The following is a 19,022-nucleotide window of genomic DNA, read 5'->3' as shown; positions in this document are numbered from 1 at the left end:
AAGGACCTGCGCGGAGCACCGGCGGGCCCCGCCGGGGCCCGTTTCGTACCGCCGGCCCGGCCGGGCACCGGGCCCGGGAGCACCCGGTCCGGCACCGCGGAGCCAGGACGCAGTCCGGCCCGGTCAGGCGCGCGCGCCTGACCGGGCCGGGAACGACCGGCTGCCCCGTCCTAGAACGGGTCGAAGCCCTCGAACTCCTTCAGCGCCTCGTCGCGCTCCGCCTCGCGGTCGCGGCGGCGCTGCGCCGCCGGGCGCGGGGCCTCGAAGCGGTGGTCCTCACCACGACGGCCGAGCATCTCCGCGCCCGCCATCATCGTCGGCTCCCAGTCGAAGACGACCGCGTCGTCCTCGGGGCCGATCGCCACGCCGTCGCCCGCGCGGGCGCCGGCCTTCATCAGCTCTTCCTCGACGCCCAGGCGGCCCAGGCGGTCGGCCAGGTAGCCCACGGCCTCGTCGTTGTTGAAGTCGGTCTGGCGCACCCAGCGCTCCGGCTTCTCGCCGCGCACGCGGAACAGGCCGTCCTCCTCCTGCGTGACCGTGAAGCCCGCGTCGTCGACCGCCTTCGGACGGATGACGATCCGGGTCGCCTCCTCCACCGGCTTGGCGGCCCGCGCCGCGGCCACGATCTCGGCCAGCGCGTACGACAGCTCCTTGAGGCCCTTGTGCGCCACCGCCGACACCTCGAAGACGCGGTAGCCGCGCTCCTCCAGGTCCGGGCGGATCATGTCGGCCAGGTCCTGGCCGTCGGGGATGTCGACCTTGTTGAGGACGACGATGCGCGGCCGGTCCTCCAGGCCGCCGTACTGCCGGAGTTCCTCCTCGATGACGTCGAGGTCGGTGGCCGGGTCGCGGTCGGACTCCAGCGTCGCGGTGTCCAGCACGTGCACCAGCACCGAGCAGCGCTCGACGTGGCGCAGGAACTCCAGCCCCAGGCCGCGGCCCTGGCTCGCGCCCGGGATCAGGCCGGGGACGTCGGCGATCGTGTACACGGTCGAGCCGGCGGTCACGACGCCCAGGTTCGGGACGAGCGTGGTGAAGGGGTAGTCCGCGATCTTCGGCTTGGCCGCGCTGAGCACCGAGATCAGCGAGGACTTGCCCGCGCTGGGGTACCCCACGAGCGCGACGTCGGCGACGGTCTTCAGCTCCAGGACGACATCGCCCGAGCGGCCGGGCTCGCCGAGCAGCGCGAAACCGGGGGCCTTGCGGCGCGCGGACGCCAGCGCCGCGTTGCCGAGACCGCCGCGGCCGCCCTCGGCGGCGACGTACGTGGTGCCCTGGCCGACCATGTCGGCGAGCACGTTGCCCTTCTTGTCGAGGACGACGGTGCCGTCGGGCACGGGCAGGACCAGGTCCTGGCCGTCCTTGCCGGAGCGGTTGCCGCCCTCGCCGGGCTTGCCGTTGGTGGCCTTGCGGTGCGGGCTGTGGTGGTAGTCGAGCAGCGTGGTCACGGACTGGTCGACGACCAGGATGACGTCGCCGCCGCGGCCGCCGTTGCCGCCGTCGGGCCCGCCGAGCGGCTTGAACTTCTCTCGGTGCACGGAGGCGCAGCCGTGGCCTCCGTTACCCGCGGCGACGTGCAGCTCGACGCGGTCCACGAAGGTGGTCATGGAAGTGCCTCCAGTGATGACGGGGTGCCGCCGACGACGGTGACGCCGGTGACGTGTGTACGGAATGTCTGTCTCTCAACACACGAAAGGCGGACCCGCTTCCCGGTCCGGGAAGTGAGGTCCGCCCCTCGCGAAAGATCCGATCAGGCGACCGGAACGATGTTCACAACCTTGCGGCCACGGTGGGTACCGAACTCCACCGCGCCCGGCCAGCAGCGCGAACAGGGTGTCGTCGCCACCACGACCGACGCCCGCACCGGGGTGGAAGTGGGTGCCACGCTGGCGGACCAGGATCTCACCGGCGTTGACGACCTGACCGCCGAAGCGCTTCACGCCGAGCCGCTGAGCGTTGGAGTCGCGACCGTTCCGGGTGGACGATGCGCCCTTCTTGTGTGCCATCTCTCCTCAGTCCCTTACTTCGCAGCCGTGGGGATGCCCGTGACCTTGATCGCCGTGTACTGCTGACGGTGACCCTGGCGACGGCGGTAGCCGGTCTTGTTCTTGTAGCGAAGGATGTCGATCTTCGCGCCCTTGTGGTGGTCCACGACCTCGGCCGTGACCTTGATACCGGCCAGCACCCACGGGTCGCTGGTCACGGCGTCGCCGTCGACAACGAGCAGGGTCGAGAGCTCGACCGTGTCGCCAACCTTGGCGGTGGAAATCTTGTCAACCTCAACGATGTCGCCGACAGCAACCTTGTGCTGGCGACCACCGCTGCGCACGATGGCGTACACGCGGATCTCTCTCTCGCTCGGAACGGAACCCCTGATGCCAGCCGCTCACACGGGCGCGGGGCCCGAGACGATCCGGAATGGACGAGCGGCCTCTCCCGGCGGACCGGGAGGAAGGTGCTCAGGGGTGGACGCATAGGGAAACACGCCGAAGGACAAGGTTACGGACCTGCCTGCGGCGGGTCAAACCGGCCCTGTTCAAACCCTCTGGCACCCACCTGTCACCGAAACGTGACGGTTACAGTGCCTCCACATGCATGCAGCGTTTGTAGCATTGGTGCGGACTTTCCTCTGAACACCTCAATAACGGCCATCGAGTCGACCGGGGGGGCTGCGGCTGAGCAGCGACCAGCGCTCGGGCTGCACGCGGAACGGACGACGAGCTTTGACCACCACGCCTGACATCTCGGTGATCATCGGCGCCTACAACGCCATGCCGTACCTCACGAAGACCCTGACCTCCGTGGTCGAGCAGTCGATCGGGCGCGACCGCCTGGAGATCATCACCGTCAACGACGGCTCCACCGACGGTACCGGCAAGGAACTGGAACGCTTCGCCGAGGAGTACCCCGGCCTGTTCCAGGTGTTCCACCAGGAGAACTCCGGCGGCCCCTCGGCCCCTCGCAACAAGGGCCTGGACCACGCGCGGGGCAGGTTCGTGTTCTTCCTGGACGCCGACGACTACCTCGGCGAGGAAGCCCTCGAGCGCATGCTCGCGATGGCCGAGAAGAACAAGACCGACGTGGTGCTCGGCAAGATGAAGGGCGTCAACGGGCGGGGCGCTCCGGCCTCGATGTTCGTACGCAACCAGCCCCGCACGGACGTCTTCAACTCCCGCGTCTACTGGGCGCTCAACCCGCTGAAGCTCATCCGGCGCGAGCTGATCGAGAAGCACCAGCTGCGCTTCCCCCTCGGGTACAAGACCTGTGAAGATCAGCTCTTCACCGGCATGCTCTACCTCAAGGCCGACGGCATCTCGGTCGTCGCCGACTACGACTGCCTGTACATCGTCAAGCGCGACGACGGCGGCAACATCACCACCTCCACGCGCGGCGCCGACAGCCGCATCAAGGTGCTGGAGCTGATGGTCGACCTGGTCGAGAAGCACGTCCCGGCCGGGCCCGACCGCGACGGCCTGATGAACCGGCATCTGTCGATCGACATGTTCCACGCCCTGATCCACCTGGCCAGGGAGTCGGACCCGGAGCTCCAGCGGAAGAACTACGAGCAGCTGCGCGCCCTGCTGGAGCGGTCCTACCCGGACTCGCTCAAGGCCAGGGTGAACGCGATCACGCGGCTGCGGTGCGAGCTCGTCCAGCGCGGGATGCTCCAGGAGTCCATCGAGCTGGAGAAGGTCGACCGGCGGCACCGCTCGAGCGGCGAGCAGCCCGGGATCCTCGTCGAGGGCGACCGCGCCTACACCCTGCTGCCGTTCTTCCGCGACGCCGAGCGCGGCATCCCGGACGAGATCTACGACGTCACGGCGGCGCTCCAGGACCGCCACCGGCTGGACTCGGTCGGCATCGAGGACGGCGTGCTGAGGATGACCGGTCACGCCTACCTGCGGCGCGTCCCGCAGGACGTGCCCACCAGCACGGAGCTGGTGCTGCGTGAGCGCGACACCAAGGCCGAGCACCGCTTCCCGACGACGGTCGTGGCCACGCCTGAGCTCGGCGCCGGCAAGGAGGACGCCGGGAAGTACCGCTACCCGCAGGCCGGCTTCGCCGCCGAGATCGACCTGACGAAGGCGGTCGACGGCGGCCGCCTCCCCAAGGGCCTGTGGGACGTCTTCGTCGCCGTCCGGGTCGAGGACGTCGTCAAGGAGATCCGTTTCGGCCACAAGCGCCTGCCCGAGGTGGCCACCACGCCGCAGACGTACGTCGTCGCCGACGGCGAGGAGAACTTCGCGGCCGCGCTGTACTACACGCAGCCGTACAGCAACCTGACGCTCGACGTGGGCGAGAACAAGCACAAGGTCGCGGACAAGCTCCGCATCGAGGGCACCCGCTGGTCGACCACGATCCCCTCGCAGCTGGAGGTCAGTGGCAGCTGGAAGCTCGCCGGGATGCCGGCGGGCGCGCTGGGCGTACGGCTGGAGGGCGACGGCGGCAGGTCCGTGACGGTGCCGGTCACTCCGACGGGTGACAGCGCCTTCACGGCCAGCGTCTCCTTGGAGGGACTCGCCACCGGCTCCTGGACAGTGTCGCTGTGGCTGCCGTCCCAGCGCGGCAAGGGCTGGTCCAAGCCGGTGGGGCCGCAGTCCTCCCTCACCAACACGCGCTGGATCAGCCGCGGCGTCCCGCGCTACGCGGCCGTGGCGAAGAAGCGGAACAAGCTGGTGCTGCGTGTGGGCCGAGTGGCGATCGTGAAGGCGGTGCTGAAGCGCCTCAAGGCGCTGACGTCCGGCAAGCGCTGACCCGACGACGGCGCGCCCGTCGTACGCGCAGGGGCCCGTGCCACCGGGAGACCGGTGCCACGGGCCCTTCTGCGTGCGTACTGCGTGACGCGGCGCCCGCGCGCCGGCCGAGCGGCCCCTGAGACCCGGCCGGACCGGGACCGTGGGCGCCGCCTCGGCCCTCGTGGCGTGCGCAGAGCGTGCGCGACGAGGGGCAGGTGACCGCATGGCACCGGCGCATGCGCGCGCCCTCAACGGGGGCACACGCGGTCTCCGCGGGCGGCGGGCACCTCGGCTCTCGTTCCCGCGCCCTTCGTGGCTGCACAGAGAGCTGCGCGCCCAGGAGCGGGCACACCCGCATCGCACCGGCGCATGCGCGCGCCCTCAACGGGGGCACACGCGGTCTCCGCGGGCGGCGGGCACCTCGGCCCTCGCGCCCACGGCCCTCGTGGCGTGCACAGAGGGCGTGCGCGAACAGGAGCGGGCAACCGCACCGCACCGGTGCACGCGCGCGCCCTCAGCCTCCGCCCTCGCAGGTCATGCGGCACGCTCCCCGCAAACGCCGACGCGGCCCGCCCCGGTCGAACCGGGGCGGGCCGCGTCGGGAGGTGGCTAGTCCTCGGACGTGGTCGCGGAGACCGACGGGGACGTCTGTTCAGCCGCCACCGTCTTCTTCGTGGCCTTCTTCGCCGTGGCCTTCTTGGCCGTCGTCTTCTTCGCGGCCGTCTTCTTGGTCGCGGCCTTCTTCGCCGTGGCCTTCTTGGCCGTCTTGCGGGCCGCCTTCTTGGCCACCGGTGCGGCCTCCGGCTCCTCCGCCTCGGGCTCGGCGGCCTTCGGCTCGGGCTCGGCGGCCTTCGGCTCCGCGGCGACCACGACGATCGCGGCCTCCTCGGCGCCCGACGGCGAACCGGCCGGGGCGGTGACCTTGCGGGTCACCCGGCGGCGGGCACGCGGCGGAGCCGCGACCGGCGCCTCCTCGGCGACCACGGCCGTGGCCTCCGGCTCGGGCTCGGGCTCCGGCTCCGGCTTCACCGCCGGGGCCACCGTCACCTCGGCCGGAGCCGGGGAGCCGGCCGGGGCCGACACCTGACGCGTGGCGCGGCGGCGCGTACGGCCCGTGGGGGCCGGCTCGGCGGGAGCCTCCGGCTCCGGCTCGGGCGTGGCCGCGGGCGCGGGCTCGGGCGTCGGCTCGGACACCGCCACCACCGCCGGCTCCGCCGCCTTCGGCGCCTTCGGCGCACCCGCCGGAGCCGACACCTTGCGGGTCGCCCGGCGGCGGCCACGGCCGCGCGACGCGGCGGCCTCGGCCTCCGCGACGCTGCTGTACAGCTCCTCGTCGGGCGCGAAGGCCGGCTCCTCGAGCGCGACCGGGGCGGCCGCCTCGGCGGCGACCTCCGCCTCCGTCTCGATCTCCGGCTCCGCGACCGCCACGGCCTGCGGCTCGACGTGCTCGTGCTCCGCGGCCGCACCACCGCGGCCGCGCTTCTTGGAGCGCTTGCCGCCACCGCCACCGGCGGCGGACGGCTGCTCCATGTGCACGATCACACCGCGCCCGTTGCAGTGGACGCAGGTCTCCGAGAACGACTCCAGCAGCCCCTGGCCGACTCGCTTGCGGGTCATCTGCACCAGGCCCAGCGACGTCACCTCGGCCACCTGGTGCTTGGTGCGGTCGCGGCCCAGGCACTCCAGGAGCCGGCGCATGACCAGGTCCCGGTTGGACTCCAGCACCATGTCGATGAAGTCGACGACGACGATGCCGCCCAGGTCGCGCAGCCGCAGCTGGCGCACGATCTCCTCGGCCGCCTCCAGGTTGTTCCTGGTGACGGTCTCCTCGAGGTTGCCGCCCTGTCCCGTGAACTTGCCGGTGTTGACGTCGACGACGACCATGGCCTCGGTCTTGTCGATCACCAGCGAGCCGCCGCTCGGCAGCCAGACCTTGCGGTCCAGGGCCTTCATCAGCTGCTCGTCGATCCGGTTGACCGCGAAGACGTCGACCTCGCTGGTCCACCGCTGCAGGCGGTCGACCAGGTCGGGCGCCACGTGCGACACGTAGCCGTGGATGGTCTCCCACGCCTCGTCACCGCTGACGATGATCTTCGAGAAGTCCTCGTTGAAGATGTCGCGGACGACCCGGACGGTCATGTCCGGCTCGCCGTAGAGCAGCGTCGGGGCGTTGCCGCTCTTCGCCTTCTTCTGGATCTCCTCCCACTGCGCCTGCAGACGCTCGACGTCGCGGCGCAGCTCGTCCTCGCTCGCCCCCTCGGCGGCGGTGCGCACGATGACGCCCGCGTCCTCGGGAACGATCTTCTTGAGGATCGTCTTCAGCCGGGCGCGCTCGGTGTCGGGGAGCTTGCGGCTGATACCGGTCATCGAGCCCTCGGGCACGTAGACAAGGTAGCGGCCGGGCAGCGAGACCTGACTGGTCAGGCGGGCGCCCTTGTGACCGATCGGGTCCTTGGTCACCTGGACCAGCACCGACTGGCCGGACTTGAGGGCGGCCTCGATACGGCGCGGGCCGCCCGCCATGCCCAGCGCCTCGAAGTTCACCTCGCCCGCGTACAGGACGGCGTTGCGGCCCTTGCCGATGTCGACGAAGGCGGCCTCCATGGACGGCAGGACGTTCTGCACCTTGCCCAGGTAGACGTTGCCGACGTAGCTGGTGGCCTGCTCCTTGTTGACGTAGTGCTCGACGAGCACGTTGTCCTCGAGGACGCCGATCTGGGTGCGCTCGCCGCTCTGGCGGACGACCATCACGCGCTCGACGGCCTCGCGGCGCGCCAGGAACTCCGCCTCGGTGATGATCGGCACCCGGCGGCGGCCCTGCTCGCGGCCCTCGCGGCGGCGCTGCTTCTTCGCCTCCAGACGGGTCGAGCCCTTGATGGACTGGACCTCGTCGCTCGGCTCTTCCTTCTTGCGAGGCTCACGGACCTTGACGACCGTGGGGACGCCGTCCTCGTCGGCGGCCTCGGGCTCGCCGGCCGCGTCACCGCTGCGACGGCGACGGCGACGGCGACGGCGGCTGCTGCTGGTCCCGGCGGCGGACGTCGTGCCGGTCTCGTCCTCGTCCTCGGCCTCCTCCTCCGCTTCCTCGGCGGCGGCCTCGGCCTCCTCGGCCTCCTCCTCCACGGACTCGTCCACGTCGGCGGCCTCACCACGGCGGCGGCGACGGCCCCCGCGGCGGCGACGGCGCGACGGCCGGTCCTCGTACTCGTCGGCCTCCTCGCCCTGCGCGGCCTCCGCCTGCTCGGGCTCGGCCTCCTCCTCGACCGGTACGGCCTCGGCGGCGGGGGTCTCGACGGGCTCGCCGCGACGACGGCGGCGACGGCGGCCCGCGGGCTGCTCGGGGGCCGCGGTCTCGGTGACCGCCTCGGCGAACTCCTCTTCCTCCTCCGGCTCCGGGGCGCTCGCGGCAGCGGCAGCGGCGGCCGCGGCGGTCTCCGGGGTCTGGAACATCGGCTCGGCGAAGACCGGGGCCTGGAAGGTGGGCACGGCGGGTCGCGCACGGCGGCCGCGCGCGGGCGCCTCGGCCTTCTCGGCCGGTGCGGCGGCCCGCGACTGCGGGGTGGTGAACTCGGGCGACACGGCACGACGGCGCGTGCGGCCACGGCTGGCGGCCTTCTCGGCGGCGGCGACCTGCGCCTCGGCGGCGGCGATCTGCTCGACGGCGCTCTCGGGCAGGCTCTCGCCCGCCTCGGCGGCCTGCTCGTCGGCCTCGGCGGCGGCCGGGGCACCGGCGGGCGCGGTGGCCTTACGGGCGGCGCGGCGCGTACGCGGGGCGGCCTCCTCCGTCTCGGCCCGGACCTCTTCGGCGGCCATCGCCTTCGGGGCGCCCGCCGGGGCGGACGCACGACGGCGGCGGCGCGGCGCGGCCACCTCGGCGGCCTCGGGCTCGGCGGCCTCGGGCTCAGCGGCCACGGGCTCAGCGGCCACGGGCTCGGCGGCCTCCGCCGACGGAACGGCGGCAGCAGTGTCCGCGGCCTCGGCGGTTTCCGGGGCGCCGGCCGGAGCCGTCGCCTTGCGCGTCGCACGGCGGCGGGTACGCGGCGCGGGGGCCTCCGCCTCCGTGTCGACGTCCGCGGCCTGCGGAGCCTCCGCCGACTCGGTCTCCTCGACCTGCGGCGCACCGGCCGCAGCCGTCGCCTTGCGCGTCGCACGCCGACGGGTACGCGGCGCGGGGGCCTCGGCCTCGGCGCTCTCGCCCACTACTGCGGAGACGCCCGCAACAGCGGGCACGACGGCCTGGGCGGCCTCGACCTGCGTGGGCTGGTCCTCCTGCGCTTCGGCGGCCTTGGGCGCACCGGCCGGGGCGGACGCGCGGCGCCGCGTACGGCGGGGAGCGGCGGCCTCGGCGGTGACGACCGCCTCGGCGGTCTCCTCGGTCTCGAGGGTCTCGGCGGCCTCGGCGGTCTCCTCGGCCTCGGCCGGAACGGCCTCCGCCTGCACCGGGGCGGCAGCAGGCGCGGTGGCCTTACGGGTGGCGCGGCGGCGCGTACGCGGCGCGGGCGTCTCCTCGGACTCGTCCGCGGCCGGCTCCGCGGCGTCGGGCGCGCCCGCCGGAGCGGTCGCCTTGCGCGTGGCGCGGCGTCGGGTGCGCGGCGCGGCCGCCTCTACGGCCTCGGCGGTCGGGGCGGCGGCCTTTGGGGCAGCGGCCTCGGTGCTCTCCGCCGTAACGGCGGCTTCCGGCGCGGCGGCCTCGCTCAGGGCGGCGGTGTCCGCCGCGCTCGGCGGCCCGGCAGGACGCGCCGCGGCGCGCCTGCGGCGCGGCGGCAGCGTGTCGCTGGGGGTGATGTGTTCTTGGTTGTTGTCTCCGGCAGCGCCGGATCCGATCGGCTCGAGCATGCGGGCGTTTCTCCCGTCGCGCTCCCGGGCGCCGCGCCTGGTCCGGTCCGGCCGCGGCCCGCGTGATGTGCGCGGTGCCGCCGTCCGGGGCGCGGGCGCCGCACGGGAGCTGATGTCTGGCTCGCCGGTTCCCTACGCGATGTACGTACGGCCTGGCGAAAGTCTTCTGTGTCAATGCGCGGCCCGGCTCAGGTGGCTCCCGAGTGTCCAGAGCCGCGCTACGACGACCGTCCTTACGCGGCGGGACCTTCCGGCGCCGTCGCAGGGGCTGTCCCGGCGGCCGTGGGTGGAGCGGCCGGGGCTGCCTCGCGGTCGGGCGCGAGCGGGTCGGTCACCGTGCCGGACTCCTCGTCGAAGAGCCCCTGCGCCAGCCTGGTCACCGCTGCGGGGACCGGCGGCGCCAGGTCGGCCACAGCTCGGAGACCGGACAGGACGTCGTCGGGTCGTACGGCAGGTGTCACGTGCCGAACAACCAGCCGCAGTATCGCACAGGGCCCCTCTCCCGGCCTATCAGGCTGGGGACGACCCGCCTGCAGGTCGGCGACGGCACCCCGCGCGTCGAAGGTCCGCATGCCGTTCTTCGTCTTCCGCTGGACGTCGACCGTCTCGGCGGCGAGGAACGCGGTCACGGCATTCTCGGCTGTCTGCGGCTCGACGCCGTCCAGCCGCATCTCCCACACGGACGCGGTGAGCCGGTCGGCCAGACCCGAGGTGCGGGCCTCGACGGCGTCGGTGATGTCGAGTCCGTCCGGCAGCGACTCGTCGAGCAGCTCGCGCAGCTTGTCGGGGTCGCGGTGCTCGGTGAGGGCGATCTCCAGGTACTCGGCCTCGCTGCCCGTGCCGGTGGGTGCGGCATTGGCGTACGACACCTTCGGGTGCGGGGTGAAGCCCGCCGAGTACGCCATGGGCACCTCGGCGCGCCGCAGCGCACGCTCGAAGGCGCGCTGGAAGTCACGGTGACTGGTGAACCGGAGGCGGCCGCGCTTGGTGTAGCGCAGTCGGATGCGCTGCACCGCAGGTGCGGGCGGCGGGCCTTCGGGCTGTCGCTTGCCCAGTGGTTCTTCTCCTCGGTGCGGAGCGGGCGCGGGTGGCGCGCCGCCCTCGGACGTGGGGGGTTCCCTCGGGGCCGGCCGGCTCACCCCTGCTTGCGCAGGGAGATCTCGGTCTCGGCCGCCACGCCGGGAACGGTCTGTGGTTGTTGCGTATCACCCAGGTTACGCGCCCGGCGCGCCGCACCCGTCATGGGAGTCGCGGGCTCCGGGTACACGGTCCCGCCGCCCAGGGCGCGCCATGCGTCGCGGCGGGCCCGGCGCAGGGTCAGACGCGCCGAGGCGAACGCGGCGTGCACGGTCCGTCCGGCCTCGACGGCGGCCCGTGCGACCGGGCGCCAGACGGCGTCGCGCACGAAGTGCCCGACGGGCGTGCACACACCGCGGTAGAACCAGCGCGCCGGACGGCCCGCGAGGTTCCACGCGAGCCACTTCAGCCCCCGGCCGACGGCACGCGACACGTACCCGGCGAACTGCCACGCGAGCCGGAGGGCCGCGACGGTCTCCCTGCCGATCGGCGCGAGGACGCAGCGGTACACCCAAGCCGCCGGCGCCACCACCAGGTGGACGAGGAGCCGAACGATGCCGTGCCCGAGCGGTGTGAGCACGTTCCGGTAGAGCCACACGGCGGGCAGGACCAGCCCGTACCGGCAGATCCACACGACCGGGACGACGAGTCCGTACGTCACCACCGGCACGACCACATAGCGCCACAGCGCCACCCACGGCCACACGAACAGCGCCTTGCCGAGCCACCCGAGGACGGCCGCGACGCCGCGCCCGAGCGGGGTGAGAACGTGCCGGTGCAGCCACACGAGCGGGGCGACCAGCAGGTTCGCCACCATCCACACCAACGGCGCGACCAGCAAGTTCGCCACGGCCCACGCGATGCCGCGGCCGAGCGGGGCCAGCACGTGCCGGTACAGCCACACGACCGGGGCGACGAGCCCGTACGTCACCACCGGCACGACCACGTACCGCCACAGCGCCACCCACGGCCACACGAACAGCGCCTTGCCGACCGGGATCAGCACTTGGCGCAGGACGGCGCTGCCGATCCGCGCGAGCGCGCGGCCGGCCGGCCGCAGCAAAGTCCGGTGCAGCGCCCGCCCGCAGACGGCGAGGACGTCCCAGGCCATGCGGACGGGGACGACCAGGAGCACGACGACGATCCGCAGCGGAATCCGGATGACCTGCGCGAGGCAGCCGTCCCCGGGCTCGTACTCCTCGACCGCGCCGTACCGCTGCCGCACATCCGCCGTCGGCGGCCTCTCGTACTCCATGCAGGACAGGACGCAGCACGGCCCCGTCCGGATCCGGTCCACCGGCCCCCGCTTCCCGCCCGCAACGAACGAGGGCCCGGCCGCAGGGTCTCCCCTGTGGCCGGGCCCTCCCCCGAGTCGGGGGGATCGAGCGCTACTTGACGACGGTCAGCGGCAGCAGCTTCTTGCCCGTCGGACCGACCTGGATGTGCGTGTCCATCTGCGGGCACACACCGCAGTCGAAGCACGGCGTCCAGCGGCAGTCCTCGACCTCGGTCTCGTCGAGCGCGTCCTGCCAGTCCTCCCAGAGCCAGTCCTTGTCGAGACCGGAGTCCAGGTGGTCCCAGGGCAGCACCTCCTCGTACGTGCGCTCACGCGTCGTGTACCAGTCGACGTCGACGCCGAACTGCGGCAGCGACTTCTCGGCGCAGGCCATCCAGCGGTCGTACGAGAAGTGCTCGCGCCAGCCGTCGAAGCGGCCGCCGTCCTCGTAGACGGCGCGGATGACGGCGCCGACGCGGCGGTCACCGCGGGAGAGCAGGCCCTCGACGATGCCCGGCTTGCCGTCGTGGTAGCGGAAGCCGATCGAGCGGCCGTACTTCTTGTCGCCGCGGATCTTGTCGCGCAGCTTCTCCAGCCGCGCGTCCGTCTCCTCGGCGGACAGCTGCGGCGCCCACTGGAAGGGGGTGTGCGGCTTGGGCACGAAGCCGCCGATCGACACCGTGCAGCGGATGTCGTTCGACTTCGAGACCTCGCGGCCCTTGGCGATGACGTTCGCCGCCATGTCGGCGATCTGGAGCACGTCGTCGTCGGTCTCGGTCGGCAGGCCGCACATGAAGTACAGCTTCACCTGACGCCAGCCGTTGCCGTACGCCGTGGCGACGGTGCGGATCAGGTCCTCCTCCGAGACCATCTTGTTGATGACCTTGCGCATGCGCTCGGAGCCGCCCTCGGGGGCGAAGGTGAGGCCGGACCGGCGGCCGTTGCGCGTCAGCTCGTTGGCCAGGTCCACGTTGAACGCGTCGACACGGGTCGAGGGGAGGGACAGGCCGATCTTGTCGTCCTCGTACCGGTCGGCGAGGCCCTTGGCGATGTCGCCGATCTCGCTGTGGTCCGCGGAGGACAGCGAGAGCAGGCCGACCTCCTCGAAGCCCGTCGCCTTGAGGCCCTTGTCCACCATCTCGCCGATGCCGGTGATGCTTCGCTCCCGTACGGGGCGCGTGATCATGCCGGCCTGGCAGAAGCGGCAGCCGCGGGTGCAGCCGCGGAAGATCTCGACGGACATCCGCTCGTGGACGGTCTCCGCGAGCGGGACCAGCGGCTGCTTGGGATAAGGCCACTCGTCGAGGTCCATGACGGTGTGCTTGGACACCCGCCACGGCACGCCCGACCTGTTCGGCACGACACGGCCGATGCGGCCGTCGGGCAGGTACTCGACGTCGTAGAACGCGGGGATGTAGACGCTGCCCGTCTTCGCGAGGCGGAGCAGGACCTCCTCGCGGCCGCCGGGCCGGCCCTCCGCCTTCCAGGCACGGATGATCTCGGTCATGTCGAGCACGGCCTGCTCGCCGTCGCCGACGATCGCCGCGTCGATGAAGTCCGCGATCGGCTCGGGGTTGAACGCGGCGTGTCCGCCGGCGAGCACGATCGGGTCGTCGATCGTGCGGTCCTTCGACTCCAGCGGTATGCCCGCGAGATCGAGCGCCGTGAGCATGTTGGTGTAGCCGAGTTCGGTGGAGAAGCTGAGCCCGAAGACGTCGAACGCCTTGACCGGGCGGTGGCTGTCCACGGTGAACTGCGGGACCCGGTGCTCGCGCATCAGCTCCTCGAGGTCCGGCCACACGCTGTAGGTGCGCTCGGCGAGCACGCCCTCGCGCTCGTTCAGCACCTCGTAGAGGATCATGACGCCCTGGTTGGGGAGTCCGACCTCGTACGCGTCGGGGTACATGAGCGCCCAGCGGACGTCGCAGGCGTCCCAGTCCTTGACGGTGGAGTTGAGTTCTCCGCCGACGTACTGGATCGGCTTCTGGACATGCGGGAGAAGCGCTTCCAGGCGTGGGAAGACCGACTCGACAGGCATCGTGGTGTCTCTCGTGAGCGGACAGGGGGTGACCATCAAGCGTACCCCGACGCTCAGCCGGTCAGATCCGCCCTCAGTCCGGGGGCCGTCGCCCGCTCCCACACCTGCGGCAGCTCGGTCTCGCGCTCCGTGGCGCGGGCCGACTCCTGGCCGTACAACAGGCCCCAGGTGAACGACGGCTCGCCCGCCGCGTTCGCCGCGACCGCCAGGTCGCGCAGTGCCCGGCGGGCGACGACGCTGTCCTGGTGGTCGCCGAGAACCTTCTGCACGGCCTTCATCCGCTTGGCGAACCGCCGCGCCGGGCGGCCCAGCGCCTGCGTCGCCGCCTCGGCCGCGTAGCGGGCCCGCTTGGCGGCCTTGCGCGCGTCGTGCAGGGCCACGTCCCTCTCCTGGCCGGCGGGGAGGGCGAGGGCGTGCTCGACGCGGCGGGACAGCCGGTCGTAGTCCTTCAGCACCGCGGCCGGCAGCACGGCGTCGGCCGCCTTGCCGGCGGCCTTCAGCAGCGGAGGGCTCGCGAGCAGGGCGTCGAGGGAGGAGAGGAGGGCCAGGTAGCGCGCGCTGTCGAGGGCCGCGACCGCCGTGCCGCGGGCGTCGGCCTCCCCGGCGACCGACCATGCCTTCAGGCGCGCGGCGACCGGTCCGAGCACCAGGGTGTCGGGCAGCGCGCCGACGCCGGACCGGAGCCGCTCGGCAAGGACCTCCTGGTCACGTGCGACGCCGAGTTCCGCGGCGAGCCACTTGAGCTCGTCGATCACGGGCCGGGTGGCATCACGGTCGAGGATCTTCCGGTACGTGCGCAGGGCGCTGCGCAGTCGCCGGGTGGCGACGCGCATCTGGTGCACGGCGTCGGGTACGTCCCGGCGGACGCCGGGGTCGTGGGCGACGAGCGCGTCGCGCTGTTCCCGCAGGTAGCGCAGGATGTGGTCGCCGGCGGTGCGCGGGGTTGGCCCTTCGGGGCGGGGCGCCGGAGCGGCGCCGGTGTCGGCGAGGGCCCTGGCGAGCTTGGACGGCGCCGTGGACCTGCGCAGTCCGGCTTTGCGGAGCTTCTTGTCGACGGCGTCGAGGAACGCGGGGTCGCCGCCGTCCGCGAGTTCGACCTCGATCTCGTCCCAGCGGACGACGCCGTCGCCGCCCGGCAGCCGTTCGGCGTGCACCTTGTCCCTGCTGAGCTCGGCGAGGAGGGCGCCGTCGGCGTCGAGCAGATGGCGCACGGCGCGGACGGAGCGCAGGCGGACGACCGGATCGAGCGCGGCCTCGTGCGTGTACACGCGGACGAGCGCGGCGAGTTCGCCCGGGACGTCGTCGGAGAGGGGCGCGCTGATCTCGTCGCGGACGCCGGGGGCGACGGGCAGTTTGAGGTGCCAGCCGGCGTCGGCTCCGCCGGTTCTGCGCCGCAGGGTGACGGAGGCGGCCGCGAGCCGCAGGTCACCGGTGTCGTAGTAGACGGCGTCCAGCTCGTCGACGCCTCGGTCCCGGACGCCGGCGACTCCGGCTACCTGTGTCAGATCCGGCAGCCGGGTGTCGGGGCTGGCGTCGTACTTCCGCTCGATCTCGCGCTTGGTGTCCGCCATGCCCCGAATCTAGTCGCCCGCGCCCCGCGGCGGCAGACCGCCGGTGAACGCGCGCCCCCGGCACCTCCCCGGACCTGCCGGGCCGGGAACCACGGGGGGCCGACCCCCCGCATCGGGCTACGCGCTTATCGGGCGCTGGACCCGGATCGACTGGAGCAGGCCCACCGCGATCCAGACCGCGAACATGGACGTGCCTCCGTACGACACGAACGGCAGCGGCAGGCCGGCCACCGGCATGATGCCCATCGCCATGCCGATGTTCTCGAAGGACTGGAAGGCGAACCAGGCGATGATCCCGGCCGCGACGATCGTGCCGTACAGCTCGGTCGTCTCCCGCGCGATGCGGCAGGCACGCCACAGCACGACGCCGAGCAGCGCCAGGATCAGGCCGGCGCCGAGGAAGCCCAGTTCCTCGCCGGCGACCGTGAAGATGAAGTCGGTCTGCTGCTCGGGCACGAACTGCCCCGTGGTCTGGTGGCCGTTGAACAGCCCGGCTCCGTACAGTCCGCCGGAACCGATCGCGATCCGCGCCTGGTTGGTGTTGTAGCCGACGCCGGCGGGGTCGAGTTCCGGGTTGGCGAAGGCGGCGAAGCGGTTGATCTGGTACTCGTCGAGCAGTCCGAGCGCGGCCACCAGGGCCGCGCCCGCGGCGCCCGCGCCGATGAGGCCGAGGATCCAGCGGTTGGAGGCGCCCGAGGCGAGCAGGACGCCGAGCACGATCACGACCATGACCATCACGGAGCCGAGGTCCGGCATCAGCATGGTGATCGCCATCGGCACGACCGCGAGGCCGAGCGACTTGGCGACTGTGCGGTGGTCGGGATGGAGCTGGTCGCCCGCGTCCACACGGGCGGCGAGCATCATCGCCATCACGAGGATGATCGTGATCTTCACGAACTCGGACGGCTGGAGCGACAGGCCGCCGATGACGAGCCAGGCGTGGGCGCCGTTGATCGTGGCGCCGAGCGGGGTGAGCACCAGCAGCACGAGCACCACGGACAGTCCGTAGAGCACGGGCACCGCGCCGCGCAGCATGCGGTGGCCCAGCCAGATCGTGCCCACCATCAGCGCGAAGCCGATGCCGATGTTCAGGCTGTGCCGGACCAGGAAGTGGTACGGGTCGCCCTGGTTGAGCTCGGTGCGCCCGCGGGTCGCCGACCACACCAGCAGGGTGCCGATGACGGACAGGGCGATCGCCGAGCACATCAGCGGCCAGTCGAGCCTGCGCGCCATCGAGTCGCGCGCACTCAGGCGGGTCCACAGACCTCCGCGCTCGGGGCCGTATCCGGAGACGGAGAAACCGCCTGCGCCTGTCATCTCTCAGTCCCTCCGTGCGGGCGAGCCCGCGAGCGCTGGTTCGGGGTCCTTCGGCTTCGGAGGAACGTAGGGCCTGATCTCCGGGGCGTCGATCGAGCCGTCCGGGAAGATCTTGGGCAGACCCTTCTGCGGCTGGGGAAGCAGGGCCCTCTTCAGGTCCTGGTTGCCCTCCTTGTCCAGGCCGTACATCGCGTCGTAGATGTTGCGCACGGCAGGGCCCGACGCGCCGGAGCCCGTACCACCCTGGGAGATCGTCATGACGATCGTGTAGTCGTCGGTGTAGGTCGCGAACCACGAGGTGGTCTGCTTGCCGTAGACCTGGGCGGTGCCGGTCTTGGCGCGCATCGGGATCTTGTCCTGCGGCCAGCCGCCGAACCGCCAGGCGGCGGTGCCGCCGGGCTCGACGACGGAGCGCAGTCCCTTGTCGAGGTCGCTGATGGTCTCGGCGTCCACCGGCAGCCTGCCGTGGGGCTCGGGCTTGATCTCCTCGATCTTCTTGCCGTCGGGGCTGACGACGGCCTTGCCGATGGTGGGGTTGTAGAGGGTTCCGCCGTTGCTGATGGCGGCGTAGGCGGTGGCCAGCTGGATGGGCGTGATGAGGACGTCGCCCTGGCCGATGGCGAAGTTGATGCTGTCGAAGGCCTTCAGCTGGTTGCCCTCGAGGCAGCTCTCATAGGCGATCTGCTGAACGTAGGTGCCGCCCTTCTTGCCCTGCTTGCACCAGGCGTCCTTGTTGGCTTCCCAGAAGCTCTTCTTCCACTGCCGGTCCGGGATACGGCCGACGACCTCGTTCGGCAGGTCGATGCCGGTCTCGGAGCCGAATCCGAAGTCATGGGCGGTCCGGTAGAACCAGTCGTGGGCGTTCTTCTTGGGGTTGAGGCCGCCGTCGCGCTGCCACTCCTGGTGGCCGAGACGGTAGAAGACGGTGTTGCAGGAGAACTTGAGAGCGTCGCCGAGGGTGATGGGGCCGTGCCCCTTGGACTCGAAGTTGGCGAAGCTCCGGTTGCCCATGCTGTAGGAGCTGGTGCAGTTGTAACGGTCGTCGAAGGCGTAGCCCGCCCGCACGGCCGCGCTCGCCGACACCACCTTGAAGACGGAGCCGGCGGGTGACTGGCCCTGGATGGCCCGGTTGAGCAGCGGGTAGTTGGAGCCCTTGCCGGTGAGCTTGGCGTAGTCCTTGGCGGAGATGCCGCCGACCCACGCGTTGGGGTCGTAGTCGGGCTGGGAGGCCATCGCGATGACGCGGCCGGTCTTGGACTCCATGACGACCACGGCGCCCGCGTCGGCCTCGTACTTGCGGCCGGTGACCTTGTCGGTCTCCTGCCGGACGGTCTTCATCGCCTGGTGCAGCTCGTGCTCGGCGACGCCCTGGACCCGGGCGTCGATGCTGGTGACCACGTTGGAGCCGGGGATGCCCGGGTCGGACTCCGTCTGGCCCATGACCCGGCCGAGCTTGTCGACCTCGTACGACGTGACGCCTGCCTTGCCGCGCAACTGCTTGTCGTAGGTGCGCTCCAGGCCCGAGCGGCCGACCTGGTCGGAGCGCAGGTGCGGCGAGTCGGTGTCCTTGGCCTTCTGGATCTCCTCGTCGGTGACCGGCGAGAGGTAGCCGAGCACCTGCGACGTGCGGGCCTTGGCCGGTGCGGGGTACCGGCGCACAGCGGTGGGTTCGGCGGTGATGCCGGGGAAGTCCTCGGAACTCTCCCGGATCCGCAGCGCCTGCTGCGTGGTGGCCTCGTCGGTGACCGGGATCGGCTGGTACGGGGAGCCGTTCCAGCAGGGCTGCGGCGTCTTGGAGTCGCAGAGCCTGACCTTGTCCATGACCTCCTTCGGCTTCATGCCGAGGACACCGGCGAGCCGGGTCAGGACGGCCTTCCCGTCGTCCTTCATCTTCATCAGCTCGGTGCGCGACGCGGAGACCACGAGGCGGGTCTCGTTGTCGGCGAGCGGGACGCCGCGGGCGTCGAGGATCGAGCCGCGCACGGCGGGTGAGACGACCCGCTGCACGTGGTTGCCGCTGGCCTCGTCGGCGTATTCGTCGCCGTTGCGGATCTGGAGGTACCAGAGCCGGCCGCCGAGGGTGAGCAGGAGGGAGAAGACGAGTACTTGGATGATGACGAGCCGGATCTGGACACGGGGGGTCCGCCCGGTCTCCGGAATGTTGCTCACGC

The 19,022-nt window shown here is 72.0% G+C and carries 10 protein-coding genes and 1 pseudogene; 1 reads left to right on the top strand and 10 read right to left on the bottom strand.

The features are described 5' to 3' along the window. Nucleotides 1-170: 170 nt before the first annotated feature. The 3 genes and pseudogenes from obgE to rplU all read right to left on the bottom strand — a co-directional run bounded on the left by obgE (nucleotide 171) and on the right by rplU (nucleotide 2,341). The gene (gene obgE / locus QFZ82_RS26370) at nucleotides 171-1,607 is read right to left on the bottom strand and encodes a GTPase ObgE (protein WP_307715515.1); all 1,437 of its coding nucleotides are present in this window, start codon (nucleotides 1,605-1,607) and stop codon (nucleotides 171-173) included. Between the two features lie 143 nt (nucleotides 1,608-1,750). Beyond that, a pseudogene (gene rpmA, locus QFZ82_RS26365) lies at nucleotides 1,751-2,006 on the bottom strand (50S ribosomal protein L27). A gap of 14 nt (nucleotides 2,007-2,020) precedes the next feature. Continuing rightward, nucleotides 2,021-2,341, bottom strand: coding sequence for a 50S ribosomal protein L21 (gene rplU / locus QFZ82_RS26360; RefSeq protein WP_114036861.1), 321 nt, complete (start codon nucleotides 2,339-2,341; stop codon nucleotides 2,021-2,023). Nucleotides 2,342-2,723: 382 nt separating this feature from the next. Between rplU and QFZ82_RS26355 the strand changes: the two genes are divergently transcribed. Beyond that, nucleotides 2,724-4,754, top strand: a complete 2,031-nt coding sequence (locus tag QFZ82_RS26355) for a glycosyltransferase (protein ID WP_307715514.1) — start codon at nucleotides 2,724-2,726, stop codon at nucleotides 4,752-4,754. A gap of 591 nt (nucleotides 4,755-5,345) precedes the next feature. Here QFZ82_RS26355 and QFZ82_RS26350 read toward each other — a convergent pair. The 7 genes from QFZ82_RS26350 to mrdA all read right to left on the bottom strand — a co-directional run bounded on the left by QFZ82_RS26350 (nucleotide 5,346) and on the right by mrdA (nucleotide 19,020). After that, nucleotides 5,346-9,572 (bottom strand): Rne/Rng family ribonuclease, encoded by a 4,227-nt coding sequence (locus QFZ82_RS26350; protein ID WP_307715513.1) that lies wholly within the window; start codon nucleotides 9,570-9,572, stop codon nucleotides 5,346-5,348. A gap of 233 nt (nucleotides 9,573-9,805) precedes the next feature. Continuing rightward, nucleotides 9,806-10,585, bottom strand: a complete 780-nt coding sequence (locus tag QFZ82_RS26345; protein ID WP_307715512.1) for a TIGR03936 family radical SAM-associated protein — start codon at nucleotides 10,583-10,585, stop codon at nucleotides 9,806-9,808. 122 nt (nucleotides 10,586-10,707) lie between these two features. Continuing rightward, on the bottom strand, nucleotides 10,708-11,904 hold the full coding sequence (locus QFZ82_RS26340) for a hypothetical protein (RefSeq protein WP_307715511.1): 1,197 nt from the start codon (nucleotides 11,902-11,904) through the stop codon (nucleotides 10,708-10,710). Nucleotides 11,905-12,037: 133 nt separating this feature from the next. Then, nucleotides 12,038-13,963, bottom strand: a complete 1,926-nt coding sequence (locus QFZ82_RS26335) for a TIGR03960 family B12-binding radical SAM protein (protein WP_307715510.1) — start codon at nucleotides 13,961-13,963, stop codon at nucleotides 12,038-12,040. 53 nt (nucleotides 13,964-14,016) lie between these two features. Beyond that, complete coding sequence (locus tag QFZ82_RS26330; protein WP_307715509.1) at nucleotides 14,017-15,534, bottom strand: CYTH and CHAD domain-containing protein; 1,518 nt, start codon at nucleotides 15,532-15,534, stop codon at nucleotides 14,017-14,019. Nucleotides 15,535-15,651: 117 nt separating this feature from the next. Then, a complete protein-coding gene (rodA, locus tag QFZ82_RS26325; protein WP_307715508.1) occupies nucleotides 15,652-16,851 on the bottom strand; it encodes a rod shape-determining protein RodA in 1,200 nt (399 codons plus the stop codon). Between the two features lie 3 nt (nucleotides 16,852-16,854). Next, nucleotides 16,855-19,020, bottom strand: coding sequence for a penicillin-binding protein 2 (gene mrdA, locus QFZ82_RS26320; RefSeq protein ID WP_307715507.1), 2,166 nt, complete (start codon nucleotides 19,018-19,020; stop codon nucleotides 16,855-16,857). Nucleotides 19,021-19,022 lie beyond the last annotated feature (2 nt).

This window comes from Streptomyces sp. V4I23 (assembly GCF_030817975.1).
In the GTDB taxonomy this organism is placed as follows: Bacteria; Actinomycetota; Actinomycetes; order Streptomycetales; family Streptomycetaceae; genus Streptomyces.
Note: the sequence above shows the minus strand (reverse complement) of the source record. Positions and strands in the feature narration are given on the sequence as shown.

What these genes read in the sequence shown, in the direction of transcription:
- obgE (WP_307715515.1), bottom strand. Translation starts at nt 1,607, where the DNA reads ATGACCACCTTCGTGGACCGCGTCGAGCTGCACGTCGCCGCGGGTAAC.
- QFZ82_RS26350 (WP_307715513.1), bottom strand. Translation starts at nt 9,572, where the DNA reads ATGCTCGAGCCGATCGGATCCGGCGCTGCCGGAGACAACAACCAAGAA.
- QFZ82_RS26340 (WP_307715511.1), bottom strand. Translation starts at nt 11,904, where the DNA reads ATGGAGTACGAGAGGCCGCCGACGGCGGATGTGCGGCAGCGGTACGGC.
- QFZ82_RS26335 (WP_307715510.1), bottom strand. Translation starts at nt 13,963, where the DNA reads ATGCCTGTCGAGTCGGTCTTCCCACGCCTGGAAGCGCTTCTCCCGCAT.
- QFZ82_RS26330 (WP_307715509.1), bottom strand. Translation starts at nt 15,534, where the DNA reads ATGGCGGACACCAAGCGCGAGATCGAGCGGAAGTACGACGCCAGCCCC.
- rodA (WP_307715508.1), bottom strand. Translation starts at nt 16,851, where the DNA reads ATGACAGGCGCAGGCGGTTTCTCCGTCTCCGGATACGGCCCCGAGCGC.